General features: G+C 75.8%; 14 protein-coding genes and 1 pseudogene. 4 read left to right on the top strand and 11 right to left on the bottom strand.

The annotated features are described in order from the left end of the window. Positions 1-105: 105 nt before the first annotated feature. Positions 106-552, bottom strand: a complete 447-nt coding sequence (locus tag ACTT8P_RS18640; protein WP_442832779.1) for a PPOX class F420-dependent oxidoreductase — start codon at positions 550-552, stop codon at positions 106-108. A 106-nt stretch (positions 553-658) separates the two neighbouring features. On the opposite strand from ACTT8P_RS18640, the gene ACTT8P_RS18635 reads away from it, so the two are divergent. Beyond that, positions 659-1,885, top strand: a complete 1,227-nt coding sequence (locus ACTT8P_RS18635) for a serine hydrolase domain-containing protein (protein ID WP_442832778.1) — start codon at positions 659-661, stop codon at positions 1,883-1,885. Here the strand turns inward: ACTT8P_RS18635 and ribA are convergent. Beyond that, positions 1,875-2,543 carry a GTP cyclohydrolase II gene (gene ribA, locus ACTT8P_RS18630; protein WP_442832777.1) on the bottom strand — a complete coding sequence of 223 codons (669 nt, stop codon included), beginning with the start codon at positions 2,541-2,543 and terminating at the stop codon, positions 1,875-1,877. The genes ACTT8P_RS18635 and ribA overlap by 11 nt on opposite strands. Before the next feature lie 68 nt (positions 2,544-2,611). Here ribA and ACTT8P_RS18625 point away from each other — a divergent pair, with 68 nt between their 5' ends. Next, positions 2,612-3,406, top strand: a complete 795-nt coding sequence (locus ACTT8P_RS18625; RefSeq protein ID WP_442832776.1) for a creatininase family protein — start codon at positions 2,612-2,614, stop codon at positions 3,404-3,406. Between the two features lie 533 nt (positions 3,407-3,939). On the opposite strand, the pseudogene ACTT8P_RS18620 reads toward ACTT8P_RS18625, so the two are convergent. The 5 genes and pseudogenes from ACTT8P_RS18620 to ACTT8P_RS18600 all read right to left on the bottom strand — a co-directional run. Further along, positions 3,940-4,818, bottom strand: a pseudogene (locus ACTT8P_RS18620) (lysylphosphatidylglycerol synthase transmembrane domain-containing protein); the annotation flags it as partial. Positions 4,819-4,820: 2 nt separating this feature from the next. Next, a complete protein-coding gene (locus ACTT8P_RS18615) occupies positions 4,821-5,702 on the bottom strand; it encodes an SAM-dependent methyltransferase (protein ID WP_442832775.1) in 882 nt (293 codons plus the stop codon). After that, complete coding sequence (locus ACTT8P_RS18610) at positions 5,699-6,883, bottom strand: glycosyltransferase family 4 protein (RefSeq protein WP_442832774.1); 1,185 nt, start codon at positions 6,881-6,883, stop codon at positions 5,699-5,701. The genes ACTT8P_RS18615 and ACTT8P_RS18610 overlap by 4 nt, the downstream gene beginning before the upstream one ends. Then, positions 6,880-7,278 (bottom strand): 6-pyruvoyl trahydropterin synthase family protein, encoded by a 399-nt coding sequence (locus ACTT8P_RS18605; RefSeq protein ID WP_442832773.1) that lies wholly within the window; start codon positions 7,276-7,278, stop codon positions 6,880-6,882. The genes ACTT8P_RS18610 and ACTT8P_RS18605 overlap by 4 nt, the downstream gene beginning before the upstream one ends. Before the next feature lie 67 nt (positions 7,279-7,345). Beyond that, entirely contained in the window at positions 7,346-8,323 is a 978-nt protein-coding gene (locus ACTT8P_RS18600) for a zinc-dependent alcohol dehydrogenase (protein WP_442832772.1), read from the bottom strand. Positions 8,324-8,517: 194 nt separating this feature from the next. Between ACTT8P_RS18600 and ACTT8P_RS18595 the strand changes: the two genes are divergently transcribed. Then, positions 8,518-9,279 (top strand): CDP-alcohol phosphatidyltransferase family protein, encoded by a 762-nt coding sequence (locus ACTT8P_RS18595; RefSeq protein WP_442832783.1) that lies wholly within the window; start codon positions 8,518-8,520, stop codon positions 9,277-9,279. A gap of 31 nt (positions 9,280-9,310) precedes the next feature. Next, positions 9,311-10,507 (top strand): M91 family zinc metallopeptidase, encoded by a 1,197-nt coding sequence (locus ACTT8P_RS18590; protein WP_442832771.1) that lies wholly within the window; start codon positions 9,311-9,313, stop codon positions 10,505-10,507. On the opposite strand, the gene ACTT8P_RS18585 is transcribed toward ACTT8P_RS18590, so the two are convergent. The 4 genes from ACTT8P_RS18585 to ACTT8P_RS18570 all read right to left on the bottom strand — a co-directional run bounded on the left by ACTT8P_RS18585 (position 10,452) and on the right by ACTT8P_RS18570 (position 15,672). Further along, complete coding sequence (locus ACTT8P_RS18585; protein WP_442832770.1) at positions 10,452-11,729, bottom strand: MDR family MFS transporter; 1,278 nt, start codon at positions 11,727-11,729, stop codon at positions 10,452-10,454. The genes ACTT8P_RS18590 and ACTT8P_RS18585 overlap by 56 nt on opposite strands. Further along, positions 11,726-13,531 (bottom strand): ABC transporter permease subunit, encoded by a 1,806-nt coding sequence (locus ACTT8P_RS18580; RefSeq protein WP_442832769.1) that lies wholly within the window; start codon positions 13,529-13,531, stop codon positions 11,726-11,728. The genes ACTT8P_RS18585 and ACTT8P_RS18580 overlap by 4 nt, the downstream gene beginning before the upstream one ends. Positions 13,532-13,534: 3 nt before the next feature. Further along, positions 13,535-15,034, bottom strand: a complete 1,500-nt coding sequence (locus tag ACTT8P_RS18575) for an ABC transporter substrate-binding protein (RefSeq protein ID WP_442832768.1) — start codon at positions 15,032-15,034, stop codon at positions 13,535-13,537. 101 nt (positions 15,035-15,135) lie between these two features. After that, complete coding sequence (locus tag ACTT8P_RS18570) at positions 15,136-15,672, bottom strand: GNAT family N-acetyltransferase (RefSeq protein ID WP_442832767.1); 537 nt, start codon at positions 15,670-15,672, stop codon at positions 15,136-15,138. Positions 15,673-15,699: the final 27 nt, after the last annotated feature.

Raw genomic sequence — 15,699 nt, 5'->3', positions numbered from 1 at the left:
GGGGGCCCCACCGGCGTTACCGGGGCGGTGCCGACGACCGGGCGGCTCACCGGTCATTGCTGAGGGGGCGGTACCGCCACCGGTCGGTCTGCCGCCCGTCGCCGTTCACTGCCGGGGCGGCAGGCCGTAGACCCGGTCCACCCGGAGCCGTACCACCAGCCGCCGGTCGCGGATCATCGCGGCGCGGTAGTCGTCCCAGTCGGGGTGTTCGCCCAGCACGTCGCGGTAGAGGCGGACGAGTTCCTCGACCGTGTCGTCGTGCGGGTCGGCGGCGACCGGGGAGAGGTCGGCGGTGCCCTCGGCGACCGCGTAGGCCCAGCGGTCGCCGGTGGTCACGTGGTAGGAGGCGCGCGGGTCGCGGCGCAGGTTGCGCACCTTGGCCCGGTCGTCGGTGACCGACACGCGGATCGTGCGGTCGGCGGGGTCGTAGGCGTGGTTGACGTTCGACAGCTGCGGCCGTCCGTCCCGTTTGAGGGTGACCAGTACTCCGCTGTGTCCCTCGGCGAACAGCTTCAGCAGCGCGTCGCGCGTGGCGTCCTCGTCATCGGTCATGCCGGGGTGAACAGCCGGGCGCGTCGGTGTGTTCCGCGTCGCCCCGGCCGGGTAGACCGGACGGACGCACCTCGGCGCACGGCGAGTCAGGGAGGAGAACGAGGCGATGACACGGCTGCGGCAGGAGATCGAACCGGGTGACGCCGGGCTGGACGCGAAGGCGCTGGACCGGCTGGACCGGCACTTCGCCCAGGAGGTGGACGCGGGCCGCCTCCCCGGCTTCCTGGTGGCCGTCGCCCGCGACGGCCGCGTCGCCCACCTCACCGCGCACGGCCGGCGGGACGTCGCGGCGGGGCTGCCCGTGGCGGCCGACACCCTCTTCCGGTTCTACTCGATGACCAAACCGGTCACCTCGGTGGCCGCGCTGATGCTGGTGGAGGAGGGCCGGCTGGACCTGGACGACCCGGTGGCCCGCTACCTCCCGGCCTTCGCCGCGCCGCGCGTGTACACCGGCGGCGAGGCGCCCGACGTCACCACCCGCCCGGCCGCCGGGCCGATCCGCGTCCGGCACCTGATGACCCACACCGCGGGGCTGACCTTCGCCTTCTACCACGCCCACCCGGTGGACGCCCTGTACCGGGCGGCCGGCCTGGAGTCGTCGGTGCGGCCCGGCGCCGACCTGGCCGAGACGGTCGACCTGTACGCGAGCCTGCCGTTGCAGTTCGAACCGGGCACCCAGTGGAACTACTCCGTCGCCAGCAACGTGCTGGGCCGGCTGATCGAGGTGGTGGCCGGCCGGCCGCTCGACACGTACTGCGCCGAACGGATCTTCGGCCCGCTCGGCATGACCGACGCGGGCTTCGAGGTCGGCGACGAACAGGCGCCCCGCCTGGCCGAGTTGTACGGCGAGACGGACGCCGGCGGCATCGAACCGGTCCCCGGGCTGCCGCTGCGCGGCCGGCCGCGGTTCCTGTCCGGCAGCGGCGGCATGGTGGCCTCCGCGTACGACCAGCACCGTTTCATGGAACTGCTGCGGCGCCGCGGCGAACTCGACGGCGTCCGGCTGCTCCGGCCCGACACGGTGGACCTGATGACCCGCGACCACCTGCCGGCCGGCACCGACCTGCGCTCCTTCGGCAGCCCGGCGCACGACTTCCCTGGCAACGACGGCGTCGGCTTCGGCCTCGGGGTCTCGGTGGTGACCGACCCGGACCGCGCCGAGGAGCCCTCGGGGCTCGGCACATACGGCTGGACCGGGGCGGCGACGACGACGTTCTGGGTCGACCCGGGTGCCGGGCTGACGGTGCAGTTCCTGACCCAGGTGCGGCCGAAGACCTCGCAGACGGTCTTCCGGGACCTGAAACGGCTGGTGTACGAAGCGGTCACGGACTGACCGGCACCGCGGCCGCCGCGTCCAGGTGCGGCAGGTGGTGGTCCAGCCGCTCCCGCTTGGTCCGCAGATAGCCGATGTTGCTCTCGCACGGGGGTATCAGCAGCGGCACCTGTTCGGCGACCCGGATGCCGTGCCGGGTCAACGCCTCCCGTTTGCGCGGGTTGTTGGACATCAGGCGGACCGAGCGGACGCCCAGGTCGGCGAGGATGCGGGCGGCGGCCCCGTAGTCCCGGGCGTCCACCGGGAGGCCGAGCGCGAGGTTGGCCTCCACCGTGTCCAGGCCCTCCGCCTGGAGCGCCATCGCGCGCAGCTTGGCGAGCAGGCCGATGCCCCGGCCCTCGTGTCCGCGCAGGTAGACGACGACACCGGCGCCCTCGGCGGTCACCGCGCGCAGTGCGGCGGCGAGCTGGTCACCGCACTCGCAGTGCCGGGAGCCGAAGGCGTCGCCGGTCAGGCACTCCGAGTGCAGCCGGGTCAGGACGCCCTCGGCGCCGGGGTCGCCGTGGACCAGGGCCACCTGCTCGTCGCCGCGCTCGTGGTCGAGGTAGCCGACGGCACGGAAGTCGCCGTACACCGTGGGCAGCGGGACGGACGTCACGCGTTCCACGTCCGTGCGCCGTGCGGTTTCCTCACCTGGTACGCCATGCGGTTCTGTCATCATTCCCGGGTTCCTCAACAGTTTCACGAGCTGAGACGAAGGGCCTTGCGGTGATGGGTGGTTCAGGGATGCCGGCGGACACCACGCAGGACGTACGGGCCCGGGGGGCCGGCCGCGCGCGGCAGGTGGCGGTGCTGCCGGTGGGCAGCTACGAGCAGCACGGGCGGTATCTGCCGCTGGCCACGGACACGCTGGTGGCCTGTGCCGTCGCCGGGGAACTGGCCGCCGCGTACCCGGTGCACCCGCTGCCGCCGGTGACGATCTCCTGCTCGCACGAGCACGCGGCGTGGCCCGGGACCGTCAGCATCTCCGCGCCGACCCTGCACGCGGTGGTGCGGGACATAGCGGCGTCGCTGCGCCGGTCGGGCGTGGACGCCCTGGTGGTGGTCAACGGGCACGGCGGGAACTACGTGCTGGGCAACGTCGTCCAGGAGGCCGCGGCGCGCGGTGAGCGGATGGCGCTGTTCCCGGCCCCGGAGGACTGGGAGGCGGCGCGGGTGCGGGCGGGCGTGGCCACCTCGCTGCTCACCGACATGCACGCCGGGGAGATCGAGACGTCGGTGCTGCTGCACGCCCATCCGGAACAGGTCCGGCCCGGTTACCAGACCGCCGACTTCGTCGCGGACGACCGGCGTCATCTGCTCTCCCTCGGTATGGCCGCCTACACGGACTCCGGTGTCATCGGCCGCCCTTCGCTGGGTTCGGCGGCGAAGGGCAAGGCGCTGCTGGCGGGCCTCACGGAGTCCTTCGGGGCGTACTTCGCGCTGCTTACGGGGGCGGAGGGCGCCCCTGCTTCGGGGGCGGGGGACGGCAGTCGGCCGGGCGGGGGTCCCGGGCCGGTCGGGGAGGCGAGCGACGCCTGACGCGGGCGCGGCGGGAAGGAGACCGCCGACCGCCTGCGGACCGGCCGGGGCACGGTCGCCGGCTCGGCGCCGGGCGGGTGCGGGGGCAGCGGCCTCCGGGCGGGCTGGGGCCGGGAATCCGACTGCCCGTGGACAGTGAGGGCCATCGCGCTCCGCGAACTCGCCATCGCACCCGACACCCCGCCGACCACGGCACGCCCCACGGACACCGCCCCGGACTCAGCGCCCGGCCACACCCGAGAAACCGCACCAGACACCCCGCCCACGACGGCACGCCCCACGGACCCCGCCCGGGACTCCGCACCCGGCCACACCCGACAAACCGCACCAGACACCCCGCCCACGACGGCACGCCCCACAGACACCGCCCCGGACTCCGCACCCGGCCACACCCGACAAACCGCACCAGACACCCCGCCCACGACGGCACGCCCCACAGACACCGCCCCGGACTCCGCACCCGGCCACACCCGACAAACCGCACCAGACACCCCGCCCACGACGGCACGCCGCACGGACCCCGCCCGGGACTCCGCACCCGACCGCACCCGCGAAGTCAGCCGCCCCCGGACCGCCAGGACGGCCGCGCCCGGCAGACTCGCCGCCAGGCTCAGGGCTCCGTAGACCACGGCGACGGCGAGGCCCTGGTCCGCGCCCAGGCCGGCCGCGCCGAACGACCAGGCGGTGACGCCCTCCCGGGGGCCCCAGCCGCCGACGTTGAGCGGCAGGCTCATCGCCAGCAGCGCGAGGACGGCCAGCGGCAGCAGCACGGCGACGGACGCGCCGCTGCCGGCGACCCGGGCCGCGAGGACGAACAGCGCCAGGTGGCCGGCCAGCACGACCGCCGACGACACCGCGATGCCGGGCCAGTCGCGCAGGACGGCGCGGCCGCGGGCCGGCGTCCGGTTCATCCGCAGCGCGGCGAGGACCGCGAGGGTGCCCAGCGCGGCCAGGGCGAGCAGCGGTGCCAGGTGCCGGGCCCCGGCCCGTACCGGCGAGTCCAGCGTCACCAGCACCACCGCGCCGACGGCGGCCAGCGCGGCCTGTCCGGCGGCGCGTTCGAGGACCACCGCCTTCACGCCCCGGCCCAGGTCGCCGGCGCCGCGCCCGTGCCGTACCGCCCGGTGCACGTCGCCGGCCACGCCGCCGGGCAGCGCGGCGTTCAGGAAGAGGGCCCGGTAGTAGGCGGCGACGGCGGGGCCGAGCGGCAGGGTGATCCGCAGCGCGCGGGCGACCAGCGTCCAGCGCCACGCGCTGCACACGGTGGTGACCAGCCCGAGGGCGAGCGCCGCGAGCAACGCCGGTGCGTCGATCCGGCGCAACCCGGCCAGAAACGGTCCGCCGCCGGTCCGCCACAGCAGCACCGCGAGGACCGCGGCGCCGGCCAGCGAGCCGACGTGCCGGCGGACCGCGCTCACGTGTCACCTCCCGCCGACCCGCCCAGTGCCAGCAGGTCGTCGTGGTGCACGACCACCTCCAACTCCCCGGCGTGGCAGGCCGCGAGGCGCTCGGTCAGGTACGGTCCGGCGGGCTCGCGCAGCGCGGGCCGCTGTGCGACGGCCGCGCCGACCCAGCCGCGCAGCCACCGGTCGGTGAGCGCGGCCTCGGCGCGGCCCAGCCGCCAGGGGCTCGGCCGTACCCGGACCGTCGCGCCGTGCGCGGTGAAGGCGTCCGCCGCCACCGGCACGGCGTCCGGGCCGAGCAGTCCGGTACGCCGTTGATGGTCGTCGAAGGCCGCGGCGAGCTCGGCGTCCAAGGGGTGGCCGGGGGTCAGTTCGACGCGTCCGGCGACGGAGAGCGTCAGCAGCGCCGCGCAGCCGGCTCCGGCGCAGGCGGCGGCGAGGGCGGTGACCTCGTCGGCGGTGAGCACGTCGAGCAGCGCGGAGGCGGTGACCAGTGCCGCGCCGCGCAGCGCGTCCGGGGTGAGGCGGCCGACGTCGGCGCGGCGCGTCCGGACCGTCACCGGGCTGCCGTCGGCGGCGGTGCGCGGGGCGTCGGCGGCGGCGAAGTGCAGCAGGTAGGGGTCGCGGTCGTGCAGGGTCCAGTGCTGGGGTCCGGGCAGCAGCGGGGCGAGCCAGCGGCCCATCGAGCCGGTGCCGCAGCCCACGTCGTGGACGGCGAGCGGTCCGGCCGGGAGCAGCGCGCGCAGCGGTTCGAGCAGGTCGCGGGAGCGGGCGGCGGCGTCGGCGCCCTCGCGCAGCCGCAGCCACTCGGGGGCGTAGCGGACCTCCTCCGGGTCCGGTGCGGGCACCTCGTCGACCGGCGTCGGGGTGCCGGTCCGGGCGGGCCGCCTCACGCCGTCCTCCCGGGTCCGTCCGGCAGCCGGCCCAGTACCGTCGCCAGGGCCTGGGCGGTCGACGCCCAGCCGGTCAGGGACGTACGGCGGGCCCGAGCCGCGGACCTGAGCCGGCGGCGTAGGTCGGGCTCGCCGAACCAGCCGCGCAGCGCGGTGGCCAGGGCCGCCGGGTCGTCGGGCGGCACGAGGATGCCGGGCACCGAGCCGTCGGGCGCGCGGCCGACCGCTTCCGGCAGTCCGCCGACGTCCGTGGCCAGCACCGGGACACCGCGCGCGAGCGCCTCCGTCACCGCCATGCCGTAGGTCTCCGCGTGGGAGGTGAGCACCATGAGGTCGGCGGCGGCGTAGGCGGCGTCCAGGCCGGCGCCGGTCTTCGGGCCGGCCAGCTCCAGCCGGTCGCCGAGCCCGTGCGCGCCGATCCGCGTCCGCAGCCGGCCGACGTAGGCGGGGTCCTGGCCGAGCGCGCCGACGCAGACGCAGGTCCAGGGCAGGTCGGCCGCCTCGGCGAGGACCTCCACCAGCCGGTGCTGGCCCTTGCGCGGGGTGACGTTGGCGACGCACAGCAGCCGGGAGACGCCGTCGGTGCCGGGCGCGAGGGGCGCGATGTCGGCGCCGGGGGCGGCGAGGTGGACCCGGTCGGCGGCGAGGCCGTGGTGGGCGACCAGACGGCGGACCGCCCAGTCGCTGGTGGCGACGGTGGCGGACACCGCCCGCAGGACGGCGCCCTCCCGGGCGTCGAGGTCCGCGGCGACGGCCGGGTCCCGGCCGGTCTCGTCGCCGAGCGGGAGGTGTACGAGGACGGTCATCCGCAGCCGGCCGGCCGCGGGGACGACGATCTCCGGGACGCCGCAGGCGACCAGCCCGTCCAGCAGCACCACGGCGCCGTCCGGCAACCGGCCGAGCGCGCGGGCGAGTTCGGCGCGGGCGGCCGGGCCGGGCCGGGGCCAGTCGCCGGCCACGGCGATCGGCCGCACCCGCCAGCCGAAGCCGGGCAGGTCCAGGCCGACCCGCCGGTCGTAGGCGTTGCCGCCGCTGGGCGCGGCCGGGTCGGCGACGCCGCCGGGCAGCACGAAGTGCACGGAACGCAGCGACATGGGGACGGTCTCCCCGCTTCTCGGACCGGACGCCTGCGCGGGCACGTGCGCGAGCCGGGTGTCCCCGGCGGCGGTCGTGCCGGTCACAGCGCGCGCTCGTAACTCGCCCACGCCACATGCGACTCGTGCAGCGTGACGGTGAGGCCGGCCAGGCCCCGCGCGCCGGCCCCGAGCGCGCCCTGGTGGACGCGGTCGGCGAGCCGGTCGGCGACGACCTTGGCCAGGAACTCCGTCGAGGTGTTGACCCCGGCGAAGTCGGGTTCGTGGTCGAGGTTGCGGTAGTTCAGCTCGGCGACCACCGCGCCCAGCTCCCGGGTGGCCAGGCCGATGTCGACGACGATGTTGTCCTGGTCCAGCTGTTCGCGCCGGAAGGTGGCGTCCACCAGGAACGTCGCTCCGTGCAGACGCTGCGCGGGGCCGAAGACCTCGCCCCGGAAGCTGTGGGCGACCATGATGTGATCGCGGACGGTGATGCTGAACAACGGGCGACCCTCCAGGTGTGGTGCGGGTGTGGTGCGTCCGGTAGTACGGCCCGTCCGCCGCTCCCGTTCAGCGGTCGTACCGCACCCGGTGGCACAGCGCGGGCAGTTCGCCGTCGGCGAGACGCGGCAGCACGTGGGGCAGTTCCGGGAAGGCGCACTCGCCGGTGACGAGGGCGTCCAGGGCCGGGTCGGCGAGCAGGTCCAGGGCGAGCGCGAGCCGGTCGGCGTAGGTACGGCTGCCGGACCGGGCCGGGGAGACGGTGCCGACCTGGCTGCCGCGCACGGTCAGCCGGCGGGAGTGGAAGACCTCGCCGAGCGGCAGGGCGACGCTCCGGTCGCCGTACCAGCTCAGTTCGATGACGGTGCCCTCGGGGCGCAGCAGTTCCAGTGCGCGGGCCAGGCCCGCTTCGGTGGCGCTGGCGTGCACCACCAGGTCGCGGTCGCCGCGGGCGTCCCCGGGGAGGGCGAAACCGGCACCGAGCGCGGCGGCGACCGTAGCCCGGCCCGGGTCGGCGTCGACCAACTGGACGTCCACGCCCGGGAACCGGGCCAGCAGCGCGGCCACCGAGCAGCCGACCATGCCGCCGCCGACCACGGTGACCCGGTCGCCGATCAGCGGGGCCGCGTCCCACAGCGCGTTGACGGCGGTCTCCACGGTGCCGGCGAGCACCGCCCGCCCGGCCGGCACGGACGACGGCACCTCGGTCACGGCGGCGGCCGGGACCACGTAGCGGGTCTGGTGCGGGTAGAGGCAGAAGACGGTACGGCCGACCAGCGCGGCGGGGCCCTCTTCCACCGTCCCGACGCTGAGATAGCCGTACTTCACCGGGCCCGGGAACTCCCCTTCCTGGAACGGTGCCCGCATCGCCGTGTGCTGGCTCGGGGGCACCTCGCCGCGGAACACCAGGGTCTCGGTGCCCCGGCTGACCCCGCTGAAGAGCGTGCGCACCAGCACGTCGTCGGGGCCGGGCGCGGGCAGTTCCACCGGGCGGATGGCGCCGCGGCCCGGTGCGTCGAGCCAGAAGGCGGCGGCGGTGCGGGTCATCGGGGTCCTCCTGAACGGTCGGCGAACGGCCCACGTACCGAGAAGGCACAGGCCGCTGACTGGGTGGCGGCGCTGATCGACTCTGTCACACGGCCGGAGGATGTTCGGTGGCCCTGAACGACACGTACGACGCCCGTCCCGTATACGGCCCGCGCCCCGCGGGCGACGCCCGGCCCGCGTACGACGCCCGGCCGGTGCGGCAGGAGACCGCCGTCGGGGCGGGCGCGCAGGTGCTGCTGCTGGCGCTGCTGGGCGCGGCGCACGGCATGGGGGCGGTGGGCTGGCTGACCGGGCTGGCCTTCGCGTTCGCCACCTGGGCGGTGCTCTCCCGGGCGCTGCGCCGCGCCCGCCCACCGGTGTTCGGCCCCGCCAACCGGGTCACCCTCGGCCGGACCGTCCTGGTGGGCGCCGTCACCGCGCTGGTCGCGGACTCCTTCCGGGCCGCGCCGTCCGGCTCCCTGCTGGTCGGCCTCACCGCCGTGGCCCTGCTCCTGGACGGCGTGGACGGCCACGTCGCCCGCCGCACCGGCACCGCGACCGAGCTGGGCGCCCGCTTCGACATGGAGGTGGACGCGTTCCTGATCCTGGTGCTCAGCGTGTACGTGTCCGTCCGGCTGGGCCCGTGGGTACTGCTGATCGGCGCGATGCGCTACGTCTTCGTCGCCGCCGCCCGCCACTGGCCGTGGCTGTCCGCGCCGCTGCCGCCGAGCCGGGCCCGCAAGACGGTGGCCGCGCTCCAGGGCGTCCTGCTGCTGGCGGCGGGCGCGGAGCTGCTGCCGCACGCCGCGGACCTGGGGCTGGTGCTGCTGGCGCTGACCCTGCTGACGTGGTCGTTCGGCCGGGACGTGCGCGGGCTGTGGCGCGGCTCCCGGCGCCGGGCGGCCGAGGAGAGGTGCACCGTGCCCTGCCCTTCCGGTCATTCCGCTTCGGCCGCCGTACAGGTAACGCTGAGGTGACCATTGACCGACAGCTAGGGAAACACGAAGCATGCACGACCATCAGCAGCAGCCCGGGGCGTCCGACCGGGACGCCCGGCAGGGGGTGCCGCTCCCCCGCCCGCGGGGCCGGACCGCCACGACGGTGCTGCCGTTGCAGCGTACCGCGGGCAACATGGCGGTGAACCTGGCGCTGCGGCAGGGCCGGACGGCCGACGCGGCCGCCCCGGTCCAGCGGATGATGAAGCTGGTCGGCGGGCTGACCGGGAAGGGCCGGGCGCCGAGCGGCCCGAAGGAGATCGCGGGCTGGCGCGGCCGCCTCCAGGAGATCGCCGCGGCGCATCCGCGGGGCGAGCCGTCGCAGGCGGTGGCGGACGCCTGGGGCAGCGCGCTGGACGCCCTGGAACACGAGGTGTACCGCTGGTTCGCGGCGTCCCGCGGGGCGAGTGACGCCGACAAGAAGCTCGTCGCGGACGTCATGGACGAGATCCAGGCCGAGCACCGCAGGTACACCCGGTTCGTCGTCCAAGGCGGCTTCACCCCACACATGGAGGGCCCGGTGAGCGACACCTCCCGGGAGACCTGGGCCAAGCTCAGCGGGAACCAGGGCGTCACGGTGGCGGAGACGGGGGAGAACGACGTCCCGGCGGGTGACGACTTCAAGACCTCCGTGCACGCGATGAACGCCCGGCTGATGTCCCGTCCGCACGGACGCACCCTGCTCGACGCCCTGGTCGCGGACTCCGGGAACAAGCCGCAGGTGACGGTAAAGGCCATCGACGACGCCCGGCTGGAGAAGATGCGGACCGCCGAGTTCGGCATCCCCGACCTGCACGAGGACGCGCAGGTGGGGCCGGACGACGACCGCGCCTACGCTCAGGACGGCAAGGGCGGGCCGATCGGCAAGGGGCAGCCGTCGACCAGCACGATGCACCTGGAGCGGGGCTACCTGGACAGCACCGGCGGCCGCGCCGACCCCGACGCCAAGCCGCCGCGCGGTTACCAGGACCCGCTGTCACCGGCCTTCATGATCTACGGCCATGAGCTGATCCACGCGCTGCACAACAAGCACGGCGTCAACGTCGCGAACGTCGGCACGACGAGTCTGCCCGAGGAGCACGAGACCGTCGGCATCGACAGCGGCAATCCCCACACCACCGCGTTCATGATGAACAACCTGCTCCAGAATCACATCACCGAGGCGGATCTGCGCAAGGAGCACGGTCTTCCCGCCCGGACCCGCTACTGACCGCCCGGCGCCGGGGCAGCAGCCCCGCCGCCGCCAGCGGCACGGCCGCCAGCACCAGCCACGGCACCGCCGCCGGCAGGCCGCTGTCCAGCAGCGAGCCGGTGAGGGAGCTGCCGAGCAGCACGATCAGCCCGGACACCGAGGACAGCGCGCCCGTGTAGAGGCCGAGCCGGCCGTCCTCGGCGAGGTCGGGGACCCAGGCGCGGGCGACCGGGGCGACCAGCATCTGGCCGAGGGTGAGCAGGACGACGAAGGCGGCGGCGGGCAGCAGGCCCGCGCCGCCGGTCAAGGCGGCCGGGCGGGCGGCGGCCACCGCCGCGAACCCGGCCGCGACCAGCGCCAGTCCGGCGGTCATGGACCGGCGCGGGGTCAGCCGCCGGCCCGACCACCGGGTGACGGGCAGCTGGGCCGTCACCACCAGCAGCGAGGACAGGGCGAACAGCCAGGCCAGCGGCGCCTGCGAACCGGCCGCCCGCTGCACCTCGGCGGGCAGCGCCAGATAGAACTGGTTGTAGGCGAGGAGATAGGCGCCGTACGCGCAGCACAGCGCCAGGAACGGGCGGTTGCGCAGCAGCAGCCGCGCGCCGCCCTTGGCCCGGACCCTGCTCCGGCCGGGCACGCGCTGCGGCAGCAGCCGGGCGTGCCCGGCCAGCACGAGGACGAAGATCCCGGCACCGGCCAGGCAGGCGGTGCGGAAGTCGACGCCGAGCAGCAGCGCGCCGAGCAGCGGCCCGACGAACGCGCCGGCCTGTCCGGCGACCGTGAACAGCGCGAGCACCCGGGTGCGGTCGCCGCCGCCCGCCTCTTCCCACAGCACCGCCTGCCGGGCCACCTCGGACTCGACGGCGGGCGAGAACAGCGCGGCGGCGAACCCGATGAGCAGCACCGCGCCGATGACCGACCAGGTGGCGTCGGCGTACCCGAGCCAGCCGAACCCGGCGATCCGCAGCGCGCAGCCGGCGAGCACCACCGGCCGGATGCCGTACCGGTCGGCCAGCGCCCCGCCGACCACGAACAGCCCCTGCTGGCTGAAGGTGCGCAGCCCCAGCACGAACCCGACCAGCCAGCCGGCCATGCCGATGCCCTGTCCGAGGTGTTCGGCGAGGAAGGGCAGCACGGCGTAGAAGCCGACGTTGAAGGCGAGTTGGGTGAGGATCAGCAGGCGCAGGAGCGGGGAGAGGGGGGAGCGCCGGGTGCGGCCGGTGGGCGGCGCGGTGGTCACCGGGCCCCCGTCAGTTCCCTGGCCGCTGTACCGGTCCGGGCGACGGCCGCCGCGGTCTCCGGTGTACGGCGGCGGGGGCGGCGCGGCAGGCGTACTCCCCCGGCGGCGGTCACCGCCAGCGCGCCGAGCAGGGCGAGGACGGCGGCGGGGGCGAGGACGGCCCAGGGGGCGCGTTCGGCGTAGGGCTGGTTCTCGGCGAGCAGCAGGCCCCACTCGGGGGACGGCGGCTGGGCGCCGAGGCCGAGGAAGCCGAGCGAGGCGAGGGCGAGGGCGACGCCGGGCAGCCGGATCAGGGCGTGCCGGAGCACGGGCGGCAGCACGGCGGGCAGCAGTTCGCGGCGCAGCAGGTACCAGCGGCTCGCGCCCAGGCCGCGGGTGGCCAGGACGTGCAGGGTGGCGCGTTCCTGCTGGAGCAGGGCGGCGGTGTGCGCGGCCAGCGGCGCCCAGGCGACGGCGGTCACGGCGAGCGCGGGGGTGGCGGTGCCGCTGCCGGCGACGGCGGTGACGAGGAGGGCGAGCAGGACCGGCGGTACGGCGTTGACGGTGTCGACCAGCGGCCCGGAGATCCGGGGTACGAGGCCCAGCAGGACGCCGATGACGAGGGCCGCGGCGCTGATGGTGAGGGCGAGCGCGAGGGTGTCGAGGGCGCCGTGGCCGACCCGGGCGAGCAGGTCGCGGCCGAGCGAGTCGGTGCCGAAGGGGTGTGCGGGGGAGGGCGGGTCGAGCCGGGCGCCGGTCTCGACGGCGAGCGGGTCGCGGGGCAGGCCGAGGGCGACGACGGCGAGCAGTACGGCGGCGAGGCCGAGCGGCAGCAGCGGGCCGCGGGCGGGTGGCGGGGTGGGCCGGTGCAGGGTGGACAGCGCGCCGTCGCGCAGGGCGGGCCCGGTGAGCAGGCGGGCGGCGAGCCGGGCGGCGCCGGTGGCGAGGGCGGCGAGCAGCACCAGGGCGAGGGTGCCGGCCTGGAGGACGGGCAGGTCCTGGGCGAGGGCGGCCTGGAGGGTGCTGCGGCCGAGGCCGGGGATGTCGAAGATCTGCTCGACGGCGACGGCGCCGCCGGTCAGCCCGACGACGAACAGCCCGAAGTTGGGCAGCAGCGCCGGCACACAGCGGCGGACCGCCTGCCGGGCGACGCGCCGTCCGGTCAGGCCGCGGGCGGCGGCGGCCAGCGCCCACGGTTCGGCGAAGGCGCCGGGCAGCAGGTCGTCGAGGAGCCGTCCGAGCACCGCCCCGGCGGGCAGGCCGAGGGCGAGCGCGGGCAGCAGCGTGTACCGCGGCCCGTACCAGCCGAGCGCGGGCAGCCAGCCGAGCTGCACGCCGACCACGGTGGCGAGGACGGCGGCGAGCAGGAACTCGGGGAGGGCGGCGAGCAGCGCGGAGCCCGTGCCTCGGGGCCGCCGGCCGCCGAGCCGGCGCCGCGCGCCGCGGCGCAGCGTACGGGCGCAGACCGCCCCGGCGGTGAGGACGGCGACGCCCAGCGCCACGGCCATCAGCAGCAGCGAGGCGCCGAGCGCCTGGAGCACACCGGGCAGTACCTCCGAACCCGAGATCCAGGACCGCCCGGCGTCCCCGCGCACGAGCCCGCCCAGCCAGCCGCCGAGCAGGTGCAGCGGCCCGTCGCCGAGGCCGAGTTGGGCCCGGACGGCGTCCAGCACCTCGGGGGTGGGGTCGCGCTCGGCGGACCGGGCCTTGAGCACGGTCAGCGCCGGGTCGGTCCGGGTCAGCCAGGGCAGCAGCCCGATGCCGCACACCAGCCCGGCCGCGAGCACCAGCCGCCACAGCGCCGCCGTCACCTGCCGTCGCATGGATCAGCGCCGCGTTCCGGTGCCGACGAGGGTGCGCTCGTAGGGGTCGAGGACGGCGCCCTGGACGCCGTCTGCGACCCCGGTGATGATCCGCTGGTGCACCAGCGGCAGCACCGCGTCGGTACCGAGGACGCGGGCCTCGGCGGCCATCGCGGCGGCGCGCCGTTCGTCGGTGTCGGTGGCCTGCTCGGCCTTGCCGACCGCCGCGTCGACGTCCTGGTCGCAGAGCTGGGCGATGTTGAAGTCGCCGTCACAGGTGTAGTCGCTGGCGAGGACGGAGACCGGGTCGCCGGTGTCCAGGAGGGTGTTGCGGGCGAGCACGAACGCGTCGAACTTCCCGTCCAGGGCGTCGCTCTCCAGCCGCGAGTACTCCCGTACGGTGAGCTTGACCCTGAACCCGGCCTGCTCCAGCTGCTCCTTCACCACCTGGGCGACCTCCGGCAGTTCGGGCCGGTTGTCGTAGGTGGCGAGGGTGATGGTCCGGCCGTTCGCCTTCTTCGCGGCGGCCCGCCCGACCGGCTTCTGCCGCTTGCTCTCCGCCCAGGTCACGGCGGGCCCGTAGATCCCGGCGCCGGCGTCCCCGTATCCCTCGTAGACGTCCTTGGCGAAGACGGAGGTGTCGAGCGCGGCGCGGGCGGTGGCCCGCAGTCCGGCGTCCTTCAGCGGGCCGGCGGAGGCGTTGAGCAGCAGGCTGGTGGTGCGGGTGGTGGCGGTGTCGCGCCGGGTGCCCTTCTCCAGGGTCGCGGCCTGGGAGACGGGCACCGCCTCCGCGATGTCCAGTTCGCCCGTGCGCAGGGCGTTGGCGCGGGCGGTGCCGTCGGCGATGAAGCGGGCGTCGATGCCGGACGCCTGGGCCCGGCCGCCCCAGTAGTCGTCGAACCGGTCCAGGGCGGCGGAGCTGGTCCCGTTCACCTTGGTGATCTCGAACGGCCCGGTGGCGGTCCCGACCGGATCGGCCTTGCCGCTCTTGTCGTACGCCTTCGCGGCGAGGATGGCGAGGGAGGGGCTGGAGAGCCGGAGCGGGAGGACCGGGTCGGGCTCGTCGGTGGTGACGGTGACCGTCCGGTCGTCGCCGGCCTTCGCGGTGAGGCCGACGCCGGACAGGGCGGCGGGCGCGGGCTCGGCCTCGACGGCATGTGCGAGGGAGTCGGCGACGGCGTCCGCCGTCACCTGCGTGCCGTCCTGGAAGGTCGCCTCCCGCAGCGTGAACTCCCAGGTCTTGGCGTTCTGCTGCTGCCAGGACGCGGCGAGGGCGGGGGCGGCGCTGCCGTTGGCGTCCAGCGCGGTCAGTCCCTCGGTGACGCCCAGCCGGCTGAGCAGGGTGGCGTCGGCGCCGTACGGGGAGAGGTTCTCGGCGGGCGGGAAGGCGAGGGCGACGCGCAGCCGGGAGCCGTCCCCGTCGTCGGACCCGTCGGCCGAGCCGCCGCCGGCGGAGAAGCAGCCGGCTATCAGCGGAAGGAGCAGGGCGGGGGCGAGCAGCCGAAGGCGGCGGTGGGAACGCATGGTCCTCGGTTCGATCGGGTTCGGGCAGGTCGGGACGGTGCTGCGGGCAAGCCTACATGGAAACCGTTTCCATGTGTGGGGCGGGGCAGGGGCCGTGCGGGTCAGGGCATGGGGACGTCGAAGTGGACGACCCGCTGCCCGCCCCCGGCGTCCTCGCGCTCGTCGTGCACGACCTTGGCGAGCGACCGCCAGAACGGTTCGGCGCCGGTCACGGCCGGGTCGGTGTGCAGGTAGACGGCCCGGTATCCGCCGTCGGCGGCGGCGAAGGCGAGCAGTTCGTCGACGATCCGCCGGGCCAGCCCGCGCCGCCGGTGCGCGGGCCGCACGTAGATCCGCCGCAACTGCGCGGTCACACCGGAGGGGTAGCGCTCGGCGAGGTGCGCCGGGTTCGGCGGATGCGCGGGCCCCCGGCTGTCCAGCGCCCCGGTGGCGACGATCTGCCCCGCCCCGTCGACGGCGACCAGGAGGGTGTGCCGCGCGGGCGTGAGATACGCGCCGTCCAGGTCGATGATGTCGCGGTGCCAGCGAGGCACGTACCCGCTGCCGAAGTCGTGGTAGACGGTGTCGAGCATGACGGCTCGGGCGGCGTCGAGGTCGGCCGGGGTCGCGGGGCGGAGGCTGTAGTCACTGGGGCGCACCTGCACATCATATGCAGTAAGCGAAAA

Origin of the sequence: Streptomyces sp. JW3, from assembly GCF_052216785.1 — a bacterium.
In the GTDB taxonomy this organism is placed as follows: Bacteria; Actinomycetota; Actinomycetes; order Streptomycetales; family Streptomycetaceae; genus Streptomyces.
This window is presented reverse-complemented; position numbering and strand designations above follow the sequence as displayed.